The sequence below is a fragment of the Bacillus sp. Marseille-P3661 genome (assembly GCF_900240995.1).
GTDB lineage: Bacteria > Bacillota > Bacilli > Bacillales > Bacillaceae_J > OESV01.
In genome coordinates this window covers 252,000-271,484 of the sequence record NZ_LT965957.1, presented here as the reverse complement: position 1 = coordinate 271,484, position 19,485 = coordinate 252,000, and the positions used below count along the sequence as shown (strand labels likewise).

Here is a 19,485-nt window from a genome sequence, read left to right as displayed (position 1 = left end):
CACCTTATTATATAAGGTGTTTTTATTTTTAATTGGGCTGAGTTTTATATGTGATTAACTATGTATAATTGGTCAAGTGCTGTGATATTTGGTAAAATAAGGTTGACGAATATTTATTACATAAATATTGAAACCTTTCTTGGGCCAGTCCGTATATATAGTTACAGAGTTTATTTTGTTAATTGAAATTTGTAAAGAACTTAAAACAGTGATAAATCACATAGGGTGATTTATATATAATATTTTGCTAAAGGAGTGAATAGATTGGCAATTTCATTACAAAAAGGTCAAAGGATTGATCTGACTAAAGGGAATGCTGGATTATCCAAAATAATGATTGGTCTAGGATGGGATCCTGTTCAACCTAAAAAAAGCGGGGGCTTTTTGGGTGGATTGTTAGGTGGAGGCGCTAGTGGGCCAAATGTTGATTGTGATGCATCAGTTATCATGTTAGAAAATGATAAATTTGTTGATAAAAAGAACTTAATTTACTTTGGTAACTTGAATAGCTCTTGTAGAAGTGTTGAACATAAAGGTGATAATCTCACTGGAGATGGTGCAGGTGACGATGAACAAATCATTGTTGAACTTCAAAAAGTACCACAACAAGTAAATAAATTGGTGTTTGTTGTTAATATTTATGATTGTGTACGTAGAAAACAAGATTTTGGTATGATCCAAAATGCGTTTATTCGAGTTGTAAACATGTCCAATAAAGAAGAATTGCTAAAGTTTAATCTTACTGATAACTATTCAGGTAAAACTAGCTTAATTGTAGCTGAAATATACCGTCATGGTGACGAGTGGAAATTTGCAGCTGTTGGCACAGGAACGAATGACCGAGGTCTTGAGGATATCGTAAAAGGATATATGTAAAATTTTTATTATAATATATTGAGAGGGTGTTTATTAATGGCAATTTCACTATCAAAAGGTCAAAAAATTGATTTAACTAAAACGAACCCAGGGTTATCGAAAGTTATCGTAGGTCTTGGCTGGGACACAAATAAATATGACGGCGGAAATGATTTTGATTTAGACGCAAGTATCTTCCTATTGGATGCAGCAGGAAAATGTGCATCTGAACAAGACTTTATTTTCTATAACCAACGAGAAGGCGGCAATGGTTCTGTCGTACATATGGGAGATAACCGAACCGGTGAAGGTGCGGGTGATGATGAACAAGTTGATGTGAATTTAAGTGCTGTTCCTGCTAATATCGAAAAAATTACGTTTGTTATTACAATACATGATGGAGAGGCACGCAATCAAAACTTTGGTCAAGTTTCCAATGCATTTGTTCGTGTTATCAATGAGAGTAATGGTGAAGAGTTAATACGTTATGATTTAGGTGAAGATTTCTCGATTGAAACTGCTATTATTGTAGGTGAATTATATCGTCATAACGGTGAATGGAAGTTTTCGGCAATTGGCTCGGGCTACCAAGGCGGCCTTGCACGAATTGCAACAGATTTCGGCTTGCAAATCGGTTAATTTCTATACAATAAAATAATGTAAGATTAAAACAAGAAGGACATTGCATATCCTTCTTGTTTTCTGACTATACATTTTTTTGGAGGTTACATATATGGCAATCCAGTTATCTAAGGGGCAAAGGATAGACTTAACAAAATCCAATCCAGGGTTGGTAAAAGCTATAATTGGTCTAGGATGGGATATTAATAAATATCATGGTGGAAATGACTTTGATTTGGATGCATGTGCATTTCTAGTTGATGCAAACGATAAATGTACTCGTGATGAGGATTTCATTTTTTATAACAATTTACAGCATCCTAGTGAATCAGTTATACATACGGGTGATAATCGTACTGGTCATGGAGATGGAGATGATGAGCAGCTGCTAGTTGACTTTTCAAAAATACCAGACTATGTTCATAAAATCGGAATTACAGTAACGATACATGATGCGGAAACACGAAACCAAAACTTTGGGCAAGTTTCCAACGCATTTGTTAGGTTAGTAGATGAAGCGAGCAATCGTGAATTATTACGGTTTGATTTAGGGGAAGACTTCTCTATTGAAACGGCAGTTGTTGTTTGTGAGTTATACCGCCATGGAAGTGAGTGGAAATTCAGTGCGGTTGGCAGCGGATATTCAGGTGGTTTAGCAGATCTTTGTCGAAACTACGGTTTGCAAGTATAATAGATTGTTGACCAAAAAAGTGCGGGGCCAACATTTTATAATGGGAGGATACATCAAGTGGAAATTTTAAAAGAAATTCTTGCAACATATGCCTCGTTTTTTGATTGGGCCATGTGGGCTGAGGTTTTAACCGATCCGGTCTCTTGGGGATATATTGGTACATTAGTAGTGCTTGAGGGTTTATTATCTGCAGACAACGCTCTCGTATTGGCTGTAATGGTAAAACATCTGCCGCCAGATCAACGGAAAAAAGCATTGACATACGGCTTAATTGGTGCTTACTTCTTCCGATTTTTATTCATCGGTATAGGCATGTTCTTAATTAAATTTTGGTGGATTAAGGTTTTAGGAGCAGCCTACTTAGCATGGTTAGTTGTGAAACACTTTTGGAAAGGCGAAGGAGATGAGGATGCTCATACCATTAAAAAGGATAGCTGGCTTGTACGTACGTTCGGCGTATTTTGGGCAACCGTAATTTCAGTAGAATTAATGGATTTGGCTTTTTCAGCAGATAGTATTCTTGCAGCTTTGGCAGTTTCAGATCAGGTTTGGGTCCTATTACTTGGTGGAATGATCGGAATTTTATTAATGCGAACTGTAGCGAAATTTTTCTTAGTGTTAATTGATAAAATTCCTGAATTAGAAACAACGGCTTTTATATTAATTGCAATTATTGCTGCCAAAATGTTTGCAAGTGTCTTTGGAATACACGTCCATCATATCGTTTTCTTTAGTATTTTAGTTATTACATTTATCATAACATTTATTGTTCACCAAATGAGAAAATCAAAAGAAAAAGAGCAAGAGAAAGAACCAGTTTAACGATACTAGTAAGATTTGATAGATATAGACGAGAAGGAGATATTTGAGAACTCCTTCTTTTTTGTACAATCTGCTTTTTTCAATAATCAGAAATTACCTGTAGTAATAACGAAGAACATAAGGAATGTTGTTGTCTGTATATAAAATAAGAGGTGAGATTTTGGAGTATTTTAGTTTTTTATCTGAATTACAAAAGGAAGGAATCTTTTATAAAAAACCTGTGGCTATAACAAAATTATCTGCTAAACATCTTTTAGACTATGCTCTTGGTGCAACCTTGTATATGCCGGCTACGCGTGGAGATATTTCGGAATTTATCATAACAAAAAAGTATAAAGAAATTTGTTCAATGGTCATCTGTTTGGAAGATTCCATTGGGGATGCAGAGACCGACGTTGCAGAGGAGCGTGTGGTAAAACATATTCAAAATATCTACACAGCTCTTGATCATAAAGTACTAGATTTAGCAGATTTACCGCTTATCTTTATTAGAATTCGTTCTGCGGACCAAATGCGCTTGATTGCCGACCGATTAGGCGACTCAATTGATATAATTACAGGTTTCGTGTTTCCAAAATTCACTGTTGCAAATGCAATTGAATACCTAGAATGTTTGGAAGATATCTCAAAATTACATAATATTCATTTATATGGGATGCCGATATTGGAAACACCAGATTTACTTTATAAAGAAGTAAGAATGGATAACTTACTTACAATGAGTAGAATTCTTGAAAAATATGAAAATAGGATTTTAAATATTCGCATCGGTGCTACTGATCTTTGCGGATTATACGGAATTCGTAGAAATTGCAACACGACCATTTACGATATTGCAATTATTAGAGACTTGATCACAGATATTATCAATTTATTTGGTAGGAAGTTTGTGATATCAGGTCCAGTTTGGGAATACTTCGATAGTTCAACAAGAATATTGAAACCACAATTACGACAATCTCCATTTAGAGAACTCTATGGAGAGGAAGGCTTAAGGTTTCGTACGCAGCTGTTAAATGAGTACGCGGATGGTTTAATTAAAGAAACGCTTCTTGATTTAGCAAATGGATTGAATGGTAAAACCGTTATACATCCGTCGCATTTAAAAATTATTCAAAGCTTGAATGTGATCTCGAAGGAAGAATATTTAGATGCAGTTAGTATTATTCAAAATGCTGACGGCAATGTTGGTGTATTAAAAAGTACATTTTCAAATAAAATGAATGAAATTAAACCCCATTATAAATGGGCCAATAAAATCATTCTTAAATCTAAGATATATGGGGTGTATCATGAAAACCATAGCTTTATCGACCTGCTCACAGAATCCACTTATACTACCAATCCTTGAGAACATGGAAATGTCTGTATCAGTAGTTGAAAATAAACTAAATATTCCTTTTGAACAGTTGTTTAATATGGCAGCTAGAATCAATAAAAAAAGGGGATTCCTTTTTGTAAGTAAAGTGTTAGGCAAGCATATCCCTGTTCACCCATATAAGCCTTTACTTACATCAGGGTTATTAGCCATAGAGTATTATGAAAAAAAAACAGGAAAAAGTATTCCAGCTAAGAGCAAAATTGTTGAAGGATTTTTAGCTGAAGACACGAAGCAACTTGCAGCTGCGTATCAATTATTAAAAAAACATAGATTGGATGTAGGCCAAGACCCAATCATTATAGGATTTGCGGAGACCGCTACAGCTCTGGGGCATGCCGTATTTGATGTGATAGAAAATGGTTATTTTATTCCAACGACTAGAGAAGAAATTATCGATGTTGCTCCAACCCTTAATTTTAAGGAAGAACACTCACATGCTGTTGACCAGTTGTGTTATATTCCAGCTGAACTATTAAAGAATAGGGATGCCCCTGTCATACTTGTAGATGATGAAATGACAACAGGAAAAACAACTATTAATATCATAAGAGAAATCCATCGAAACTATCCACGGAAAGAATATGCGGTTTTGTCAATATTAGATTGGCGTTCACTGGAAGATCAAATGAAGTTTAAACAGCTGGAAAAGGAATTAGATGTCACTATTACAACCGTAGCTTTATTAACAGGTCAGATAAACTTTCGTGGCAGGCCGCTTCATAAAGCACTGTCTAATTATGAAAATAAGAGGAAAGCTCAAGATTTAACGACGAGATCTATAAATATTTCTAGCTTTTTTACACCGTTAGATTATCAACCTGATAATAATCAAGATTTACTGAATTTATTTCCATATATTAAAGAAACCGGAAGATTCGGGATTTCGGATTTGGATATAGCACAAATTGAAACAGCTTGCAATGAAGCTGGAAAGCTTTTAAAAAAACGACGTACAGGGAAGAGAACGCTATGTTTGGGAACAGGAGAACTCATGTATTTGCCATTGAAAATCTCGGCCCAAATGGGGGATAATATTTTCTATCATTCTACAACTAGAAGTCCAATACATCCGGTTGATCAAGAGCATTATGCGGTAAAGAATGGTTTTAAATTTAATAACCCAGAGAATCAAAAAGTTTTACATTATGTTTATAATATTCCAGTGAATTTCTATGACGAGGTGTTCGTATTTTATGAAGGGAAGGTCTCTAATCAGTCTCTCGAACCATTATTTGATTGGTTTGCAGATCGTGGCATTCATTCTATTACTATCGTAACGTTATCGAATGAGTGTAAAGGAAGTGTTTACAGTGAGTAATACATTGATTAAGATGGGGAGCTATGCAGAACAAGATGTAATTTTTTTATTAAAAAACTTATCTAACCTACCCATCGAAATAGATACATTTGAAAGAGAAAAGGCCATTCAAAATGGAGTTCATTATTCTGAAATGCTTCCAATTGAATACAAACCAACAAATGCATATATGAAGTTATTTTTTGATTCTTTAGAAGAAAATAAAGCTAAGGTGGCTTTAGCTGTTGGAATAGTAGCCGAACAAATAGTTGAAAGCAGGGGCTTTCAAACAATATTGTGTAGTCTTGCGCGCGGCGGTACACCAATTGGTATCCTTATTAAAAGATATATAGAATTAAAATATAATAGATCTTTGCCACATTATAGTATTTCAATTATCCGCGGTCGAGGTATAGATGAGAATGCTGTGAAATTTATGCTGCGTTCACACCCAAAGGCATCTATTACATTCATTGATGGCTGGACAGGGAAAGGTGCAATTTCAAAGGAGCTTCAATTAGCGATTGGAGCTTTTAATGAAAAGTATCGAACCAATTTGTCATCAGAGCTAGCGGTGTTAGCCGACCCTGGTTATTGCTCTACAGTATTTGGGACTAGAGAAGATTTTTTGATTCCAAGTGCTTGTTTAAACTCAACTGTTTCTGGACTAGTAAGTCGGACTGTTCTTAATTCTAAATGGATTGGTGTGGATGATTTTCACGGAGCAAAGTATTACCAAGAGTTAGCAAATGAGGACGTATCTAACTTTTATGTTGACATGATAACAGAACAGTTCTCAAAAATGCTGCAATTGATACCTCTCAAACTAGCTGAACAAAAAGCTGCATATACACTGCCAAATTGGTATGGTCTTCAATCAATTAAGAAAATTCAACACGAATTCGGATTAAATAATATTAATCTTATTAAACCTGGTGTTGGAGAAACAACGCGCGTATTGCTCCGCAGAGTTCCGTGGAAGATACTAGTTCACCCAAACGCAGCAAGCAACTTAGAACATATTTTAATGCTTGCTGAAGAGCGGGGAGTACAGATTGTTAAATATGCAAACATGTCGTATGGCTGTTGTGGTTTAATTAAACCAATGGAGAGTGACCGATGAGAGCATTTGCAAGTGACCTTGACCGCACGTTAATTTATTCTAGTCATATGATTGATACGTATGGCACAAACGAAGGCTATGAATTAATAGAAACATATAACGGGAAAGAAGTTTCATATATCTCAACCGCAACAAAAATAGCTTTAATGAAACTAACTGACGAATTGTTATTCATTCCGGTCACAACCCGGACTGCTGAACAATATAGGAGAATTTCATTATTCCATAATGAAATCATCCCTCAATATGCTATAACGAGTAATGGTGCTACGATTTTGAAACAAGGAATGATAATTAAGGAATGGACTGATTTCATCCATGAAGAATTACACAAATGCATGCCAATCATAGATATGATAAAAAAAATTGAAAGCCTTTCAAGTGCTGATTGGCTTGAACAAATTAGGGATGCAGAGCAGCTGTTTATCTATCTTATCATTAAACGAAATAAACTTCCTAACAATGAGCTGGTTTCAATCAAGAAGTGGGCTCATGATCATGGTTGGCAAACATCATTGCAAGGAAGAAAACTTTATTTTATTCCTCATCCTATCAATAAATGGAATGCCGTTGAATATCTTTGTCAACAACTAAAGATAGAGGAAGTTTATGGAGCGGGTGATTCATTATTAGATTATGACTTAATAAGAAATAGTACTTACGGAGTTTCTCCTGCACATGGAGAAGTGTTACAGTATGATTCATCTGTTCAGAGAACGAAATCATTTGGTATGGGTGCATCAAATGATATTATAGAATTAGTACTAAATAGAGCCTTTATGAAATTTTAAAAGTTAATTTAGAGGAGTAAAGAGGGGAGGATACCATGCACGAATATCACAGTATCAAAATAAGTCAATCAATTATAGACGGTGATAAATGGAAAGATTCTTTATTTTTACCTCTTCCTGATAGAAAACCTTATGAAATAAATAAAAGTGAATTACATTTTAGCCAGTTGTCCGCAAGAATACTAGGTACCACCTATGATGAAACTGATTATTTTATTGATCTTCATGAATTGTCCAATCGTGAAGAAGTCCATATACTAAGCGAATGTTTAGACAAATCTATACAACCAGAACGATTCCAAGCAATTCAAAGAATTCACATGATTAATCAAAAGGAAAATGGATTGTCTGTTAACCGTTTCGTAGCATTTTTAGATGGAGAACGATTAATTCCTTCTCACTCCAACTATGCGATGCGCCGTCACCTAAGACAATCGTTGATGACTGTACTTGAGTCATTCAAGAATAAACATACGGAAGGTTTTAACGATCCAGATTTTAGGAGAGTACTGGTTGATTTAATAAAATGGACATGGAATCATCTACATGTGTGGCTTGAGGGGTTTGATGTTAAAGTAAAAATGCCCCACGTTATATGGTATGGGGATGCTACAAAAAGTCAACTATATTTCCTTTACTACTTAATGCTTATTGGCTGTGATGTTCTGATCTTTCATCCAGAAGGGAAGGATCAATTCCAAGAAATTGATCCTGGTAATGATATATCGCAAATTGTTACGTATCCTGCAACAGCGAAATTACAGCCTTTTCCGATTGAAAAACCTGAACGGCAATCGACAGTCGCATATCGGGCAACAAAAGAAATGGATAATGTATTACATCATGAAGGGTCTCAGTTGTATAAGCCATGGCAATTCCGTAATCATATTCCAAGTTCAGTCACATTAAAAACAACCTATGATGAGTTGTTCTTAATAGCGAAAGAGCGGGCTTTCATTCGGCCGGGATTTAATGCAACAAAAGAAGTGGTTGAAATACCAACAATTTTTGCCAAAGTCATGGGAGTATCTAAAAATAAAAAAGAATATTGGGATCGGCTCCAAACCCTATCTGACTACAAAAATACTGTGCTCATACGAAAGTTTCCCTTTACGGAAGAAATTAATGTTAACCAACAATTTCATTATCAGCATTCATTAAATAGTAACGGAAGGCTAGATCCTGAGAAAATGCAACGGTCAAATTGGTGGCAATATAAGCATTTGCCAAGTGGAACGCAAAATGCGCTGGCCCATACTATTTCGAATATGTGTGCAAACCCTAGGCTATTACAAAAAAATTCAGAAACTGTTGATCAAATTAAGCTTTACTTATTTGCACATGCAATAAACATTCCAGCCCAATTTTTAAATTTAATGCAGGTTTTTGACTTTTCACAGGAAGTCCCGAAACTCGTTTTGTATAATACGGAGCTAAATGGAACACTTTCACGATCTGATGCGGCTTTATTGTTACTTTTAAATGAATATGGCATTGATATTGTATTATATAATCCACCAGGGCATAACTGTGTTGAAAATTATATTGATTCCAATGCATTTGATACACATTGGCTTGAGGAGATGTCATTTGAGCAAGAATTTAAGGAACCGAATTTTATCCAAAAGTTATTAAAGTCGATAAAATTTTAATGTACTCGGTTTGTAAACAAAATACGAGGAGTGGATATATATGTCAAACGAAATAACGACAGATAGTTTAAATAATACTGAAATAATCACAGAAGCAAAAGCCAATGATATTAGGCTACAGCTACGGCAAGAGCAAGAGGTGCAAAAGATATCCCAGCAGATAGATGTTAGAGATCAAATGGCTATATTAGAATTTGGTAAAGAGCCAGCTATTCAAATCTCGCAATTCTCAGATCGCATTCTGTCTATGATTAGAACAACAAGTGTCACAGATTCGGGTGAAATGTTAAAGCAATTAGGAAAAATTATGGATAAGTTTGATAAAAAAGATTTCGAAGAACCAAAAAAAGGGTTGCTCTCTAAAATATTTAAGCGTAGTAACGATATGATTGAAAAGATTTTTGGGAAATATCAAACATTAGGTGGAGAAATTGAAAAGATTCATGTCGAAATTTCGAAATATAAAGATGAAATGACTAAGTCAACAATGACACTAGATGAGATGTACCAAAATAATTTTGATTACTTTACGTCGTTAGAGAAATACATTGTTGCTGGTCAAATTAAGCTAGAGGAAGCTACTCAGCAATTAACTTTGCTTGAGCAAAAAGCTGCTGGTGGTGATCAAATGGCACAATTACAGTTGGATACGTTAAAGAATGGCATTCAGACATTAGAAGAACGTATTTATGATTTGGAGATGGCAAGGATGGTTGCGCTCCAAACTGCACCTCAAATTCGCTTGCTACAGCGTGGTAATACGAAATTAATCGGTAAAATTAACTCAGCTTTTGTAATTACAATACCGATCTTTAAAAATGGCATTATTCAGGCTGTAACCGCAAAACGTCAAAAATTAGTAGCTGATTCAATGAGCGAACTTGACCGTCGTACAAATGAAATGCTAACGAGAAACGCTCAAAACATTGCCAATCAAAGTGTTGAAATTGCAAAGCTTTCAGGCAGACCAAGCATTAAAATTGAGACCATTGAAGAGTCCTGGAATACAATAATGAAAGGTATGCAAGAAACTAGAGCCATTGAGGAAGAGAATAAACGCCTACGAGAAGAGGGAACAAAACGGATTCTTCAGCTACAAGATAATATGAAAAACTTTGCCCGTCAATAACATGAAAAGAGCCCTCCGTATAGGAGGACTCTTTTCGCTAATAAATAAGATGAAATTAATTAGCTAACAAATAAGCTAAAAATAATAATGAAAATAAGAAATACTCACCCCAAATAGCGCACTTAGAGTGGGCAATTGATTCTAAATCATCTAAAGCATCTAGTGCTTTTTGGTCCAGTTGCTGCTGTTTAAATCTCATAAAGTTAATCCCCTTTATGTTTAATAAAGTAATAGGTATTGTTTATAGTATTCAATCGGTGGTAAATCGTGATAAAGGTTCTTTAAGAGAAATGAGGAGAAGAATTATGGCTAAATCAATGACAACAAAAAAAATGCGAAGTAAAGCAATTGAAATGTTAAATAGTCGTGGTGTAGATATTACGGATATTTCTAAGATAGTGCTAGAAATTCAAAAAAGATACATACCTGATTTAACGATTGAAGAATGCAGTTATAATGTTGAAAGAGTACTGGATAAACGTGAAACAATTCATGCGGTTCTTACGGGGATAGCATTAGACACTTTAGCAGAACAAAATTTATTACCAGAGCCGCTGCAATATTTAGTTGAAACAGATGAGCCACTATTTGGAATAGATGAAATTATTCCCTTGTCTATTGTTAATGTCTATGGATCTATCGGACTAACAAACTTTGGATATCTAGATAAACAAAAAATAGGAATCATAAAAGAACTGGATGAACATGATGGAGATCAAGTACATACATTTTTAGATGATCTTATATGTGCTATTGCAGCAGCTGCCGCAAGCAGATTAGCACATGGTGTGAGAGACCGGGAGGAAGGCGTTGAGATCAGTTAAATAAATGAATGCATAGGATTCGGCTATCAAGCCTTCTATTGCCACTTTTTAAAATTTGCTCTTCAACCTTTCTTTGAAAACGTTTATAATATATATTAATAGGAGATATTATGACCTAGTCATAAAATGGTGCTGCATTCAGTGGTGGTTTTAGCTATAGTAATACACTGGGGGTCTAATGGCTCTTCGTGGTACTCTCCATCCCCACAGAACGGGGATAAGTTTAATAACGATAGGGTGGTTGAATGAAACGTGTTGGTATCATCGGGATAGGTACGTATCTTCCTGATCGGGTTGTTACAAATCATGATTTAGAAAGTATTATTGATACAAACGATGAATGGATTCGCACTCGTACAGGTATAGAAGAACGCAGGATTGCTAGTGATGATATTGATACTTCACATATGGCCATTATTGCGGCAAAACATGCACTTATCGATGCTGCTCTAGATCCTTCAGAAATTGACTTAATATTAGTTGCAACAGCAACTCCGGATTATCCTTTTCCGTCTGTTGCATGTATGGTGCAAGCAGCCCTAGGTATTAACAATATACCTGCAATGGATTTAAGTGCAGCTTGCTCAGGGTTTGTTTATGCCTTAGTAACCGGTAAACAATTTATTGAGACAAATACATATAAGAATGTGTTGATCATTGGTAGTGAAAAGTTTACAAAAGTATTGGATTGGGAGGATCGTTCAACTTCCGTACTTTTTGGTGATGGTGCAGGTGCTGTTGTACTAAGTGAGGTTTCGGGAGATAGAGGAATATTATCTTTTGAATTAGGTGCAGACGGTTCAGGTGGAAAACATTTGTTAATAGATAATAATAAAGTTTTTATGAATGGTAGAGAAGTATTTAAATTTGCCGTTCGTCAAATGCCTGAGACTAGTTTAAATGTTGTTGCAAAAGCAGGACTTACGAAGGAAGAGGTTAATTATCTTGTTCCACATCAAGCGAACGTTCGGATCATTGATGCAGCTAGGGAAAGGCTGGGCCTAGATAAAGAAAAAGTATCTGTTACGGTCAAGCAACATGCTAATACATCAGCAGCTTCTATACCATTGGCCCTCTTCAGTGAAATTGAAAATGGAAACATCAAAGATGATGATGTTATTGTTATGGTTGGATTTGGCGGTGGACTTACATGGGGGGCAGTTTGTATAAAATGGGGAAAATAACCTTTTTAGGAATGGGGGAGCAAATGTGAAAAAACGAGTTGTTATTACAGGAATCGGTGCAATCACGCCATTAGGAAATGACATTTCTACAACTTGGGAAAAGATAAAAAGTGGCGTATCTGGCATAGCACCTATTAGGAAAATAGATCCTGAGAAATTTAATGTAAAAGTCGCGGGGGAAGTAAAAGGTTTTGAACCTGATGCTTATATGGATGGTAAGGAAGCAAAAAGAATGGGACGATTTACACAGTTTGCAGTTGCTGCCAGTAAAATGGCAGTTGAAGATGCAAACCTGCAAATTGGAAAAACTGTGGATCCTGAGCGTGTGGGTGTTTGGATTGGATCGGGAATTGGTGGCTTAGATGAATTCGAAGTCCAACATAAACGCTATTTAGATAAAGGACCTAAACGGGTCAGTCCTTTTATTATTCCAATGTTAATTCCAGATTTGGCGGCAGGTCGTGTATCAATTGAGCTAGGTGCAAAAGGAATTAATAATTGCTCTGTAACAGCCTGTGCGTCTGGAGCTAATTCAATTGGCGATGCATTTCGTGTCATTCAAAATGGTGAAGTAGATGTTATGATCGCTGGTGGCACGGAAGCGGCAATTACGGAGATGACGGTTGCAGGATTTAGCAACATGACTGCACTATCAACAAACCCTGATCCCATTAATGCTAGTCGCCCATTTGATAAAAATCGCGATGGTTTTGTTATTGCTGAAGGTTCAGGTATTCTTATTTTAGAGGAACTTGATCATGCAGTTGCACGTGGTGCAAAAATTTACGGTGAACTTATTGGGTACGGAGCTACTGGTGATGCCTACCATATTACAACGCCTGCACCAAATGGTGAAGGGGGACAACGTGCAATGAAGTTAGCATTGAAAGATGCTGGGATTTCTCCCGAGCAAGTGGACTATATAAATGCACATGGAACAAGTACGTATTATAATGATTTATTCGAAACAAATGCAATTAAAGGTGTATTCGGCGAGCATGCCTATAACCTCTCTATTAGTTCAACAAAATCGATGACAGGACATTTGTTAGGTGCCGCAGGTGCCATTGAAGCAATTTTTTCTCTATTATCAATGCAGGATGGAGTAATCCCTCCGACTATTAATTATGAAACACCAGATCCGGAACTAGATCTGGATTATGTTCCTAATGTTGCTAAACCATATAATGGTACGATAGTATTGTCAAACTCACTTGGATTCGGAGGACACAATGCAACATTAATATTTAAAAAGTTAGCATAATAAAGAAGGGTAGGTAGTAGATGTGGATGGTCTACTACCTTTCTAACTTGTGCAGTAGTATTGCAATATTAAGTAGTATCAAGTTGTAGAGCTTTAATAACAGCGTGGAAAGGAGTAACATAAAATGGAGTTTAATGTGACGAAGAATGCGATTCAACAATTAAAAATTGAGAATAACCAACAAAAGGCCATTCGTATACATGCCACATTTATTGGTTCATGAAGTATCTATGCAGAATACGCATTGGTTCTGGATGAACCAAACCTAACAGATCAAAAGGTAAGTATTGATGACTTGAAATTTATAGTAAGCGATGAAACTTTACAAGTAATAGGTGAAAAAATAAACCTTGATTACAGACAATCGTACGGGTATCGGTTATCCAATAACGAAGAAATTTTATCGTTTAGGTTACAGCTAAAGCATAAATTATGAACCGACCAGGAACAGAGATGTTTTGGTCGGTTTACTTTGTTTTATTTAATCGCTAAAAAGAGATTATTTATATTTGGACATAGTAATTACTTAATACAAAATCTTTAAAAGACTGTGTTACTAGTAGATTGTTGTTTTTTGCAATCGCAAGACCCGTTACTCGCATAATTGGTATTGAAAGATCCACATAAGTTGTTTTTTCATTTAATAGAGATGATGCAATTTTTGATGAAAAAAATGCAATTCCTACGTTTTCCTCAACAAGCCCCTTTATTGTTTGGACTTGACTGCTTTCAATAATAATATTTGGTTCAAATCCAACGTTACGACAAGTATGAGTTACTAGATTGCGTAAACCACTTACCGTCAATATCCTTTCGTTTGACAATTCGGAAAATTCTACATACCTTTTTCTGGCCAATTTATGTGAACTAGAGAGATACACGACCAATTTATCATTGATTAAGGGGTAAAAGTCAAAATCTTGATCTTGTTTTGAGATGATGGCTGAATCAATAAAAGCCACTTCAATTTCTGTTGAATTCATCTTTTTAATTAGTCGATCGCTATCCTCTTCACGTATTTCCATATTAATACCGGGAAAGGCATTTTGAAAGGCAGCAAGTATGGGTGTTATGCCTAATGATGTAATAATCGGTAAAGCTCCTATTTTTATATGTCCTTTATTTAGATTTGTAAATTCAACCATTGCATTTTTTAGCAAATCGATTTCTCCTAAGATTCTCTTTCCGTGTTTTAAAAATTCTTCACCGGCAGGCGTGAGTTGAACAGAACGAGTATTCCGGACGAATAGGTCGACTCCAAGCTCTTTTTCAAGTTTTTTTATTTGATGTGATAATGTTGGCTGTGAAATATGAATCTCATCAGCTGCAATAGAAAATTTCATATATTTTTCTAGAGCAATTACATATTCAATTTGATGTAATTCCATGCTAAAAAGCTCACGCCCCTTTTGATTTATAGATATTGTATATAAATATTATAAATATAATCGCTTGTATAGATCAATTAGTTTTGTTAAATTAGTAATATATTTTTCAGAAAAATTTAAATAAACTTAATATTTTTAAAACGTGACACAGAAAATAAAGGAGGTCATAGTTTGCAATTAACTTTACATGAGTATCATATCCAACAAATTGAGTGGGGGGAGAAAATAGAATATATAAATGGAAGGCTGATTGTAAGTAAAGAGAGTGTTATAGCTCATTTAAAGAATTGTGGTGATTTAAATGATTTAGAAGTTTCAAACTTTGAAATTGTTTCTCCAGGAACAGCTACAAGGGTCGTTAATATATTCGATGTTATGCCAGCTTATAGTAGGTTAGATGAGGGGGCCTCTAATTACCCTGGTTTTATTGATCCAATTCAACCTGTAGGAAACGGAAATTCGGCGAGATTAACCAATTTTTCCATTCTTGTACTAAATAGTCGGCAAAGCCCTTACAATAAAATTCTAGATAAGTCTGGTCCTGGTGCTCTATTAACACCACAGTCAGAGCATTGCCATATTGCTATTCAAGCTGAACCCAAATCCACAAATATGAGTCAGGCAGAATATTATAGAGCACTTAAGAAGATTGGACTTCGTATAGGAACATATGTGGCAAAAGAAGTTGGGATGATGTCTCCAGAAAAAGTAGTAAATTATTCATTAAACCCTCCTACTATAAAGTTACCAAAAGTAGCGTATGTATTTATGCTCGCGTCCCATCAGAGATCCGAGAGAGGTGAACCGATTCTGTACGGAGATGATCTTACAGGTTTTCTTCCTACCATATTGCATCCAAATGAAGTTTTAGATGGTGCTGTCATTTCGCCATATTGGAATCTTTGTATAGACACATACTCATACCAAAACAACCCGGTTATAGAGGGTCTGTATAAAAGGCATGGGAAAGAGCTAGATTTTAGAGGAGTGGTTGTTTGTGCGGCCCACATTACAAGGTCACAACGAGAACGGTCTATACAAATGACATCACACCTCGTATCAACTATTTTAGATGCAGATATTGCCATTATTACGAAAGTTGGTGGCGGCATTCCTGAATCAGATTTAATGACAACGGTTGAAACTTTAGAAAAACTTGGAGTGTGTACAACAGCAATAGTATGGTCACATTTGGGCGATGGAACGATCCAGGATTCACTAACTGCGCACTCATTAAGCGCAAATGCTGTAGTGTCAGTCGGAGTGAACGACGCTTGGGTAGACCTTTCATCACAAGAGAGAGTGATCGGCGGTGAAACAGTTGGCCCGTTTACCGATAAAAAAGACGATAAACCACAACCTGCAAACGCTGCCATTCAAATTCGCTGTCGTGAAATAAGTGGAGCAATCAATCAACTAGGAACCTCCCATATTGCAATGGTTGAAATTTAATACTGGTAAAGGAGGGATATTATGACCCAAGCATTAAAAGTAGTACATTATATTAACCAATTTTTTGCTGGTAAAGGCGGAGAAGAACATGCTGGCTTAGCTCCTTTTAAAATAGATGGTAGTGTTGGACCAGGTAGATTACTAGAATCTACTTCAAATGGAAACATTGAAGTGATAGGAACAGTTGTTTGTGGTGATAATTATTACGTTGAAAATTCAAGTGCACTAAACTCTATTCTAGAACTAATAAGGGAATACGAGCCAGAAGCTCTTATTGCAGGACCTGCATTTGCGGCTGGAAGGTATAGTGAAGCTTGTTCTGCAGTTTGCCAAGCTGTTCAAGAAAATTTAGGAATACCTGTAATTACTGGATTAGCACCGGAAAGTCCAGTACTTAATACGTTTCGAAAAGATATTAATATCTTAAAAACAGGAAAAACAGCTGCAAATATGAAAAATGATTTGCCTGAAATGGGCAGAATACTACTTAAGTTAGGAAGGGGCCATACATTAGAAAAGTCGGATCAAGAGAAATTATATTCAAAAGGTTTAAAAGATAATATAGTTTGTAAAGAAAATGCAGCTGAACGAGCAATTAATATGGCACTCGCTAAGTTCAGAGGCGAAAAATATCATAGTGAAGTATCGATGATAAGCTATGAAACTGTGAAACCGGCAAGTTCACTAAATAAACAAGATTTCCGAATAGCATTAGTGACTGATGGAGGGTTGGTGCTTAAAGGAAACCCCGAAGGTATGCCGTCAGGAAGATCTAAACGATGGTGCAGAATTAATGTGGACGGGTTAGATGAATTGACAAGCGATTTAGTTGAAATTAGACATTTTGGATATGATAACCGCTATGTTATAGAAGATCCTAATCGGCTTGTACCATTAGATGTTTTAAGAAAAAAAGAAAAGTCTGGAGAATTAAAGCTACACCCATATATTTATTCTACAGCAGGGGTGGCAACAGCTATCGAGGATGCTGCAACATTTGGAAAAGAAATTGCGGCCATTATTAAAAAAGATGGAGTAGATGCAGTAATTCTAACCTCAACCTGAGGTACTAGTACTCGCTGCGGTGCAGTGATGGCTAAAGAGTTAGAACGGGAATCAATACCTGTTGCACATATTTGTACTATGATAAACGTTGCTATGGCATTAGGAGCCAATCGTATTGTTCCTTCGAGTAGTGTCCTTTATCCAACAGGAAACCCAAATATAACTATCAAAGAAGAATCTAATTTACGTATGGAACTTATTAATAAGGCTATACAAGCTTTAAAAACAGAAGTAGATAAACCAACAATATTAGAGGTTATGACCTAAAAGGAAGAGCACAAATACTTTAAATCTATTAGCAAACCTTAGGAGGAGTGTAATGATGAATAAACCACGAATAATTGATACGGATGTTCATAATGCGCTTGTTAGCCGAGAAGAGCTTTTACCATACTTACCAAAGGCTTGGCATCAACAATGGCTGGATATTGGTAGTGGTATTAATATCCCGAATACATGGTGGAGTCCTGTTGGCGTTTTAAGAAAAGATGCTGCACCAGAGAATGGTGGTGCGCCTGCAAGTGATCCAGAATATTTATTGAAAGATCATTTTGATAGATATGGCATCGATATTGGTATATTAACTTCAGCAAATTTAAATGGGATTTCTATATACATTGATCCGGACTTTGGGAATGCTGTTGCAAGTGCGTACAATGATTTGCTTATTGAAAAATGGTTACCTTTTGATTCAAGATTTAAAGGTTCATTATTGATTAATAATTCGGATCCTATTGCTGCAGCAAAGGAAATTGACCGTGTGGGAGGGCATCCTGACATTGTTCAAGTTATTATGTGTAGCGCTGCTAGAATTCCATACGGACAAAGATTTTATCATCCGATTTATGAAGCGGCAGAACGTCATGGGTTACCCGTTGCTATTCATCCGGGGACCGAAGGACTTGGTATTGCAGGACCACCTACACCAGCCGGGTATCCTACTAGATATGTAGAATATCATAATATGTTGCCCATTAATTATATGGCACATGTTAATAGTTTGGTATGTGAAGGTGTCTTTGAAAAATTCCCTACATTAAAATTCGTAGCTATTGAAGGTGGGGTAGCTTGGCTTCCTCATTTAATGTGGAGAATGGATAAAAATCATAAAGCATTACGCGATCAAGTACCTTGGTTGAAAAAATTCCCATCTGAATATATAAAAGAACATATTCGTTTGACAACGCAACCAATTGAAGAGTCTCACAATCCGAGGGACATCGTAGAATTATATAGAATGTGTGGAGCAGATGATATAGCTATGTATTCTTCCGATTATCCACATTGGGATTTTGATAATCCAAATATGGTATTTGCCCCGTTCCCAAAAGATATGAAAGAAAAACTGCTATGGAAAAATGCTAATGATTTGTATGGTTTTTTTGATGAGAAGGTTATAAATAGCGGGGAGGAGACACCAAATGACGAAGTATCCAGTCGCTAAGGTTTCTGAAATTAAAAAAAATGGACGTATTATAGTTGAGGTTAAAGGGATGGAAATAGGTATTTTTCACGTAAATGGAGAATATTTTGCTTGGCGAAACTTCTGTCCTCATGCGGCTGCACCTATTTGTAAAGGAAGAATTACAGGTACACGTCTACCTTCCATGGTATATGAGTATAAGTATGGAAATGATGATCAAATTATTCGTTGTCCATGGCATGGTTGGGAATTTAATCTTGAAACGGGTCAACACCTTGCTGAACCCGATGTAAAACTTAGAGGCTATCCTGTCGAAGTAGATGGTGAAGATATCTGCCTCCTATTAAAATAGCAAATAATACTATTAATATGTTGTTTATCGACAAAACAAATAAATAATATAGATAACATCGATTGGTTTAAGTAATAGGTATGTGTTAAATTTAAATGAAGTTAGAATATTCCAAAAAATGCGCTAGCCAATAGAAAAGACGAAAACAAATGAAAGCGCTAACTAGATAAG

The 19,485-nt window shown here is 35.9% G+C and carries 19 protein-coding genes; 17 read left to right on the top strand and 2 right to left on the bottom strand.

Annotation, left to right across the window (positions count from 1 at the left end; translation table 11 throughout):
- The first annotated feature begins 264 nt into the window (after positions 1 to 264).
- The 10 genes from C1724_RS22480 (at position 265) to C1724_RS22435 (ending at position 10,362) form a co-directional block, all read left to right on the top strand.
- A complete protein-coding gene (locus C1724_RS22480) occupies positions 265 to 876 on the top strand; it encodes a TerD family protein (protein WP_102348982.1) in 612 nt (203 codons plus the stop codon).
- Between the two features lie 36 nt (positions 877 to 912).
- A complete protein-coding gene (locus C1724_RS22475; RefSeq protein WP_102348981.1) occupies positions 913 to 1,494 on the top strand; it encodes a TerD family protein in 582 nt (193 codons plus the stop codon).
- 94 nt (positions 1,495 to 1,588) lie between these two features.
- Positions 1,589 to 2,167, top strand: coding sequence for a TerD family protein (locus C1724_RS22470; protein WP_102348980.1), 579 nt, complete (start codon positions 1,589 to 1,591; stop codon positions 2,165 to 2,167).
- A 111-nt stretch (positions 2,168 to 2,278) separates the two neighbouring features.
- Entirely contained in the window at positions 2,279 to 2,989 is a 711-nt protein-coding gene (locus C1724_RS22465; RefSeq protein ID WP_374703483.1) for a TerC family protein, read from the top strand.
- Between the two features lie 160 nt (positions 2,990 to 3,149).
- Positions 3,150 to 4,340: an HpcH/HpaI aldolase/citrate lyase family protein gene (locus C1724_RS22460; protein ID WP_102348978.1), complete on the top strand. Its 1,191-nt coding sequence runs from the start codon at positions 3,150 to 3,152 to the stop codon at positions 4,338 to 4,340.
- Positions 4,282 to 5,688, top strand: coding sequence for a phosphoribosyltransferase family protein (locus tag C1724_RS22455; protein WP_308410517.1), 1,407 nt, complete (start codon positions 4,282 to 4,284; stop codon positions 5,686 to 5,688). The genes C1724_RS22460 and C1724_RS22455 overlap by 59 nt, the downstream gene beginning before the upstream one ends.
- A complete protein-coding gene (locus tag C1724_RS22450; protein ID WP_102348977.1) occupies positions 5,681 to 6,790 on the top strand; it encodes a cysteine protease StiP family protein in 1,110 nt (369 codons plus the stop codon). Before C1724_RS22455 ends, C1724_RS22450 begins: the two co-directional genes overlap by 8 nt.
- Positions 6,787 to 7,581 carry an HAD family hydrolase gene (locus C1724_RS22445; RefSeq protein ID WP_102348976.1) on the top strand — a complete coding sequence of 265 codons (795 nt, stop codon included), beginning with the start codon at positions 6,787 to 6,789 and terminating at the stop codon, positions 7,579 to 7,581. Before C1724_RS22450 ends, C1724_RS22445 begins: the two co-directional genes overlap by 4 nt.
- Positions 7,582 to 7,616: 35 nt before the next feature.
- Complete coding sequence (locus C1724_RS22440) at positions 7,617 to 9,233, top strand: YceG family protein (protein ID WP_102348975.1); 1,617 nt, start codon at positions 7,617 to 7,619, stop codon at positions 9,231 to 9,233.
- Between the two features lie 40 nt (positions 9,234 to 9,273).
- Complete coding sequence (locus C1724_RS22435) at positions 9,274 to 10,362, top strand: toxic anion resistance protein (RefSeq protein WP_374703480.1); 1,089 nt, start codon at positions 9,274 to 9,276, stop codon at positions 10,360 to 10,362.
- Positions 10,363 to 10,417: 55 nt separating this feature from the next.
- On the opposite strand, the gene C1724_RS25835 is transcribed toward C1724_RS22435, so the two are convergent.
- On the bottom strand, positions 10,418 to 10,561 hold the full coding sequence (locus tag C1724_RS25835; RefSeq protein ID WP_180994415.1) for a hypothetical protein: 144 nt from the start codon (positions 10,559 to 10,561) through the stop codon (positions 10,418 to 10,420).
- A gap of 106 nt (positions 10,562 to 10,667) precedes the next feature.
- Here C1724_RS25835 and C1724_RS22430 point away from each other — a divergent pair, with 106 nt between their 5' ends.
- The 3 genes from C1724_RS22430 to fabF all read left to right on the top strand — a co-directional run bounded on the left by C1724_RS22430 (position 10,668) and on the right by fabF (position 13,634).
- The gene (locus tag C1724_RS22430; protein ID WP_258000502.1) at positions 10,668 to 11,186 is read left to right on the top strand and encodes a phosphatidylglycerophosphatase A family protein; all 519 of its coding nucleotides are present in this window, start codon (positions 10,668 to 10,670) and stop codon (positions 11,184 to 11,186) included.
- A gap of 245 nt (positions 11,187 to 11,431) precedes the next feature.
- On the top strand, positions 11,432 to 12,370 hold the full coding sequence (locus tag C1724_RS22425) for a beta-ketoacyl-ACP synthase III (RefSeq protein WP_102348974.1): 939 nt from the start codon (positions 11,432 to 11,434) through the stop codon (positions 12,368 to 12,370).
- A gap of 25 nt (positions 12,371 to 12,395) precedes the next feature.
- Positions 12,396 to 13,634, top strand: a complete 1,239-nt coding sequence (fabF, locus tag C1724_RS22420) for a beta-ketoacyl-ACP synthase II (protein ID WP_102348973.1) — start codon at positions 12,396 to 12,398, stop codon at positions 13,632 to 13,634.
- 503 nt (positions 13,635 to 14,137) lie between these two features.
- Here fabF and C1724_RS22415 read toward each other — a convergent pair.
- Positions 14,138 to 15,022 (bottom strand): LysR family transcriptional regulator, encoded by an 885-nt coding sequence (locus C1724_RS22415; protein WP_102348972.1) that lies wholly within the window; start codon positions 15,020 to 15,022, stop codon positions 14,138 to 14,140.
- 171 nt (positions 15,023 to 15,193) lie between these two features.
- Here C1724_RS22415 and C1724_RS22410 point away from each other — a divergent pair, with 171 nt between their 5' ends.
- Genes C1724_RS22410 through C1724_RS22390 form a run of 4 tightly spaced genes read left to right on the top strand, consistent with a single transcriptional unit; the run spans position 15,194 to position 19,314 of the window.
- The gene (locus C1724_RS22410; RefSeq protein ID WP_180994414.1) at positions 15,194 to 16,474 is read left to right on the top strand and encodes a glycine/sarcosine/betaine reductase component B subunit; all 1,281 of its coding nucleotides are present in this window, start codon (positions 15,194 to 15,196) and stop codon (positions 16,472 to 16,474) included.
- A 21-nt stretch (positions 16,475 to 16,495) separates the two neighbouring features.
- On the top strand, positions 16,496 to 17,806 hold the full coding sequence (locus C1724_RS22405; RefSeq protein ID WP_258000501.1) for a glycine/betaine/sarcosine/D-proline family reductase selenoprotein B: 1,311 nt from the start codon (positions 16,496 to 16,498) through the stop codon (positions 17,804 to 17,806).
- 55 nt (positions 17,807 to 17,861) lie between these two features.
- A complete protein-coding gene (locus tag C1724_RS22395; protein WP_102349025.1) occupies positions 17,862 to 18,983 on the top strand; it encodes an amidohydrolase family protein in 1,122 nt (373 codons plus the stop codon).
- Entirely contained in the window at positions 18,961 to 19,314 is a 354-nt protein-coding gene (locus C1724_RS22390; RefSeq protein ID WP_102348968.1) for a Rieske (2Fe-2S) protein, read from the top strand. The genes C1724_RS22395 and C1724_RS22390 overlap by 23 nt, the downstream gene beginning before the upstream one ends.
- The last annotated feature ends 171 nt before the right edge of the window (positions 19,315 to 19,485 follow it).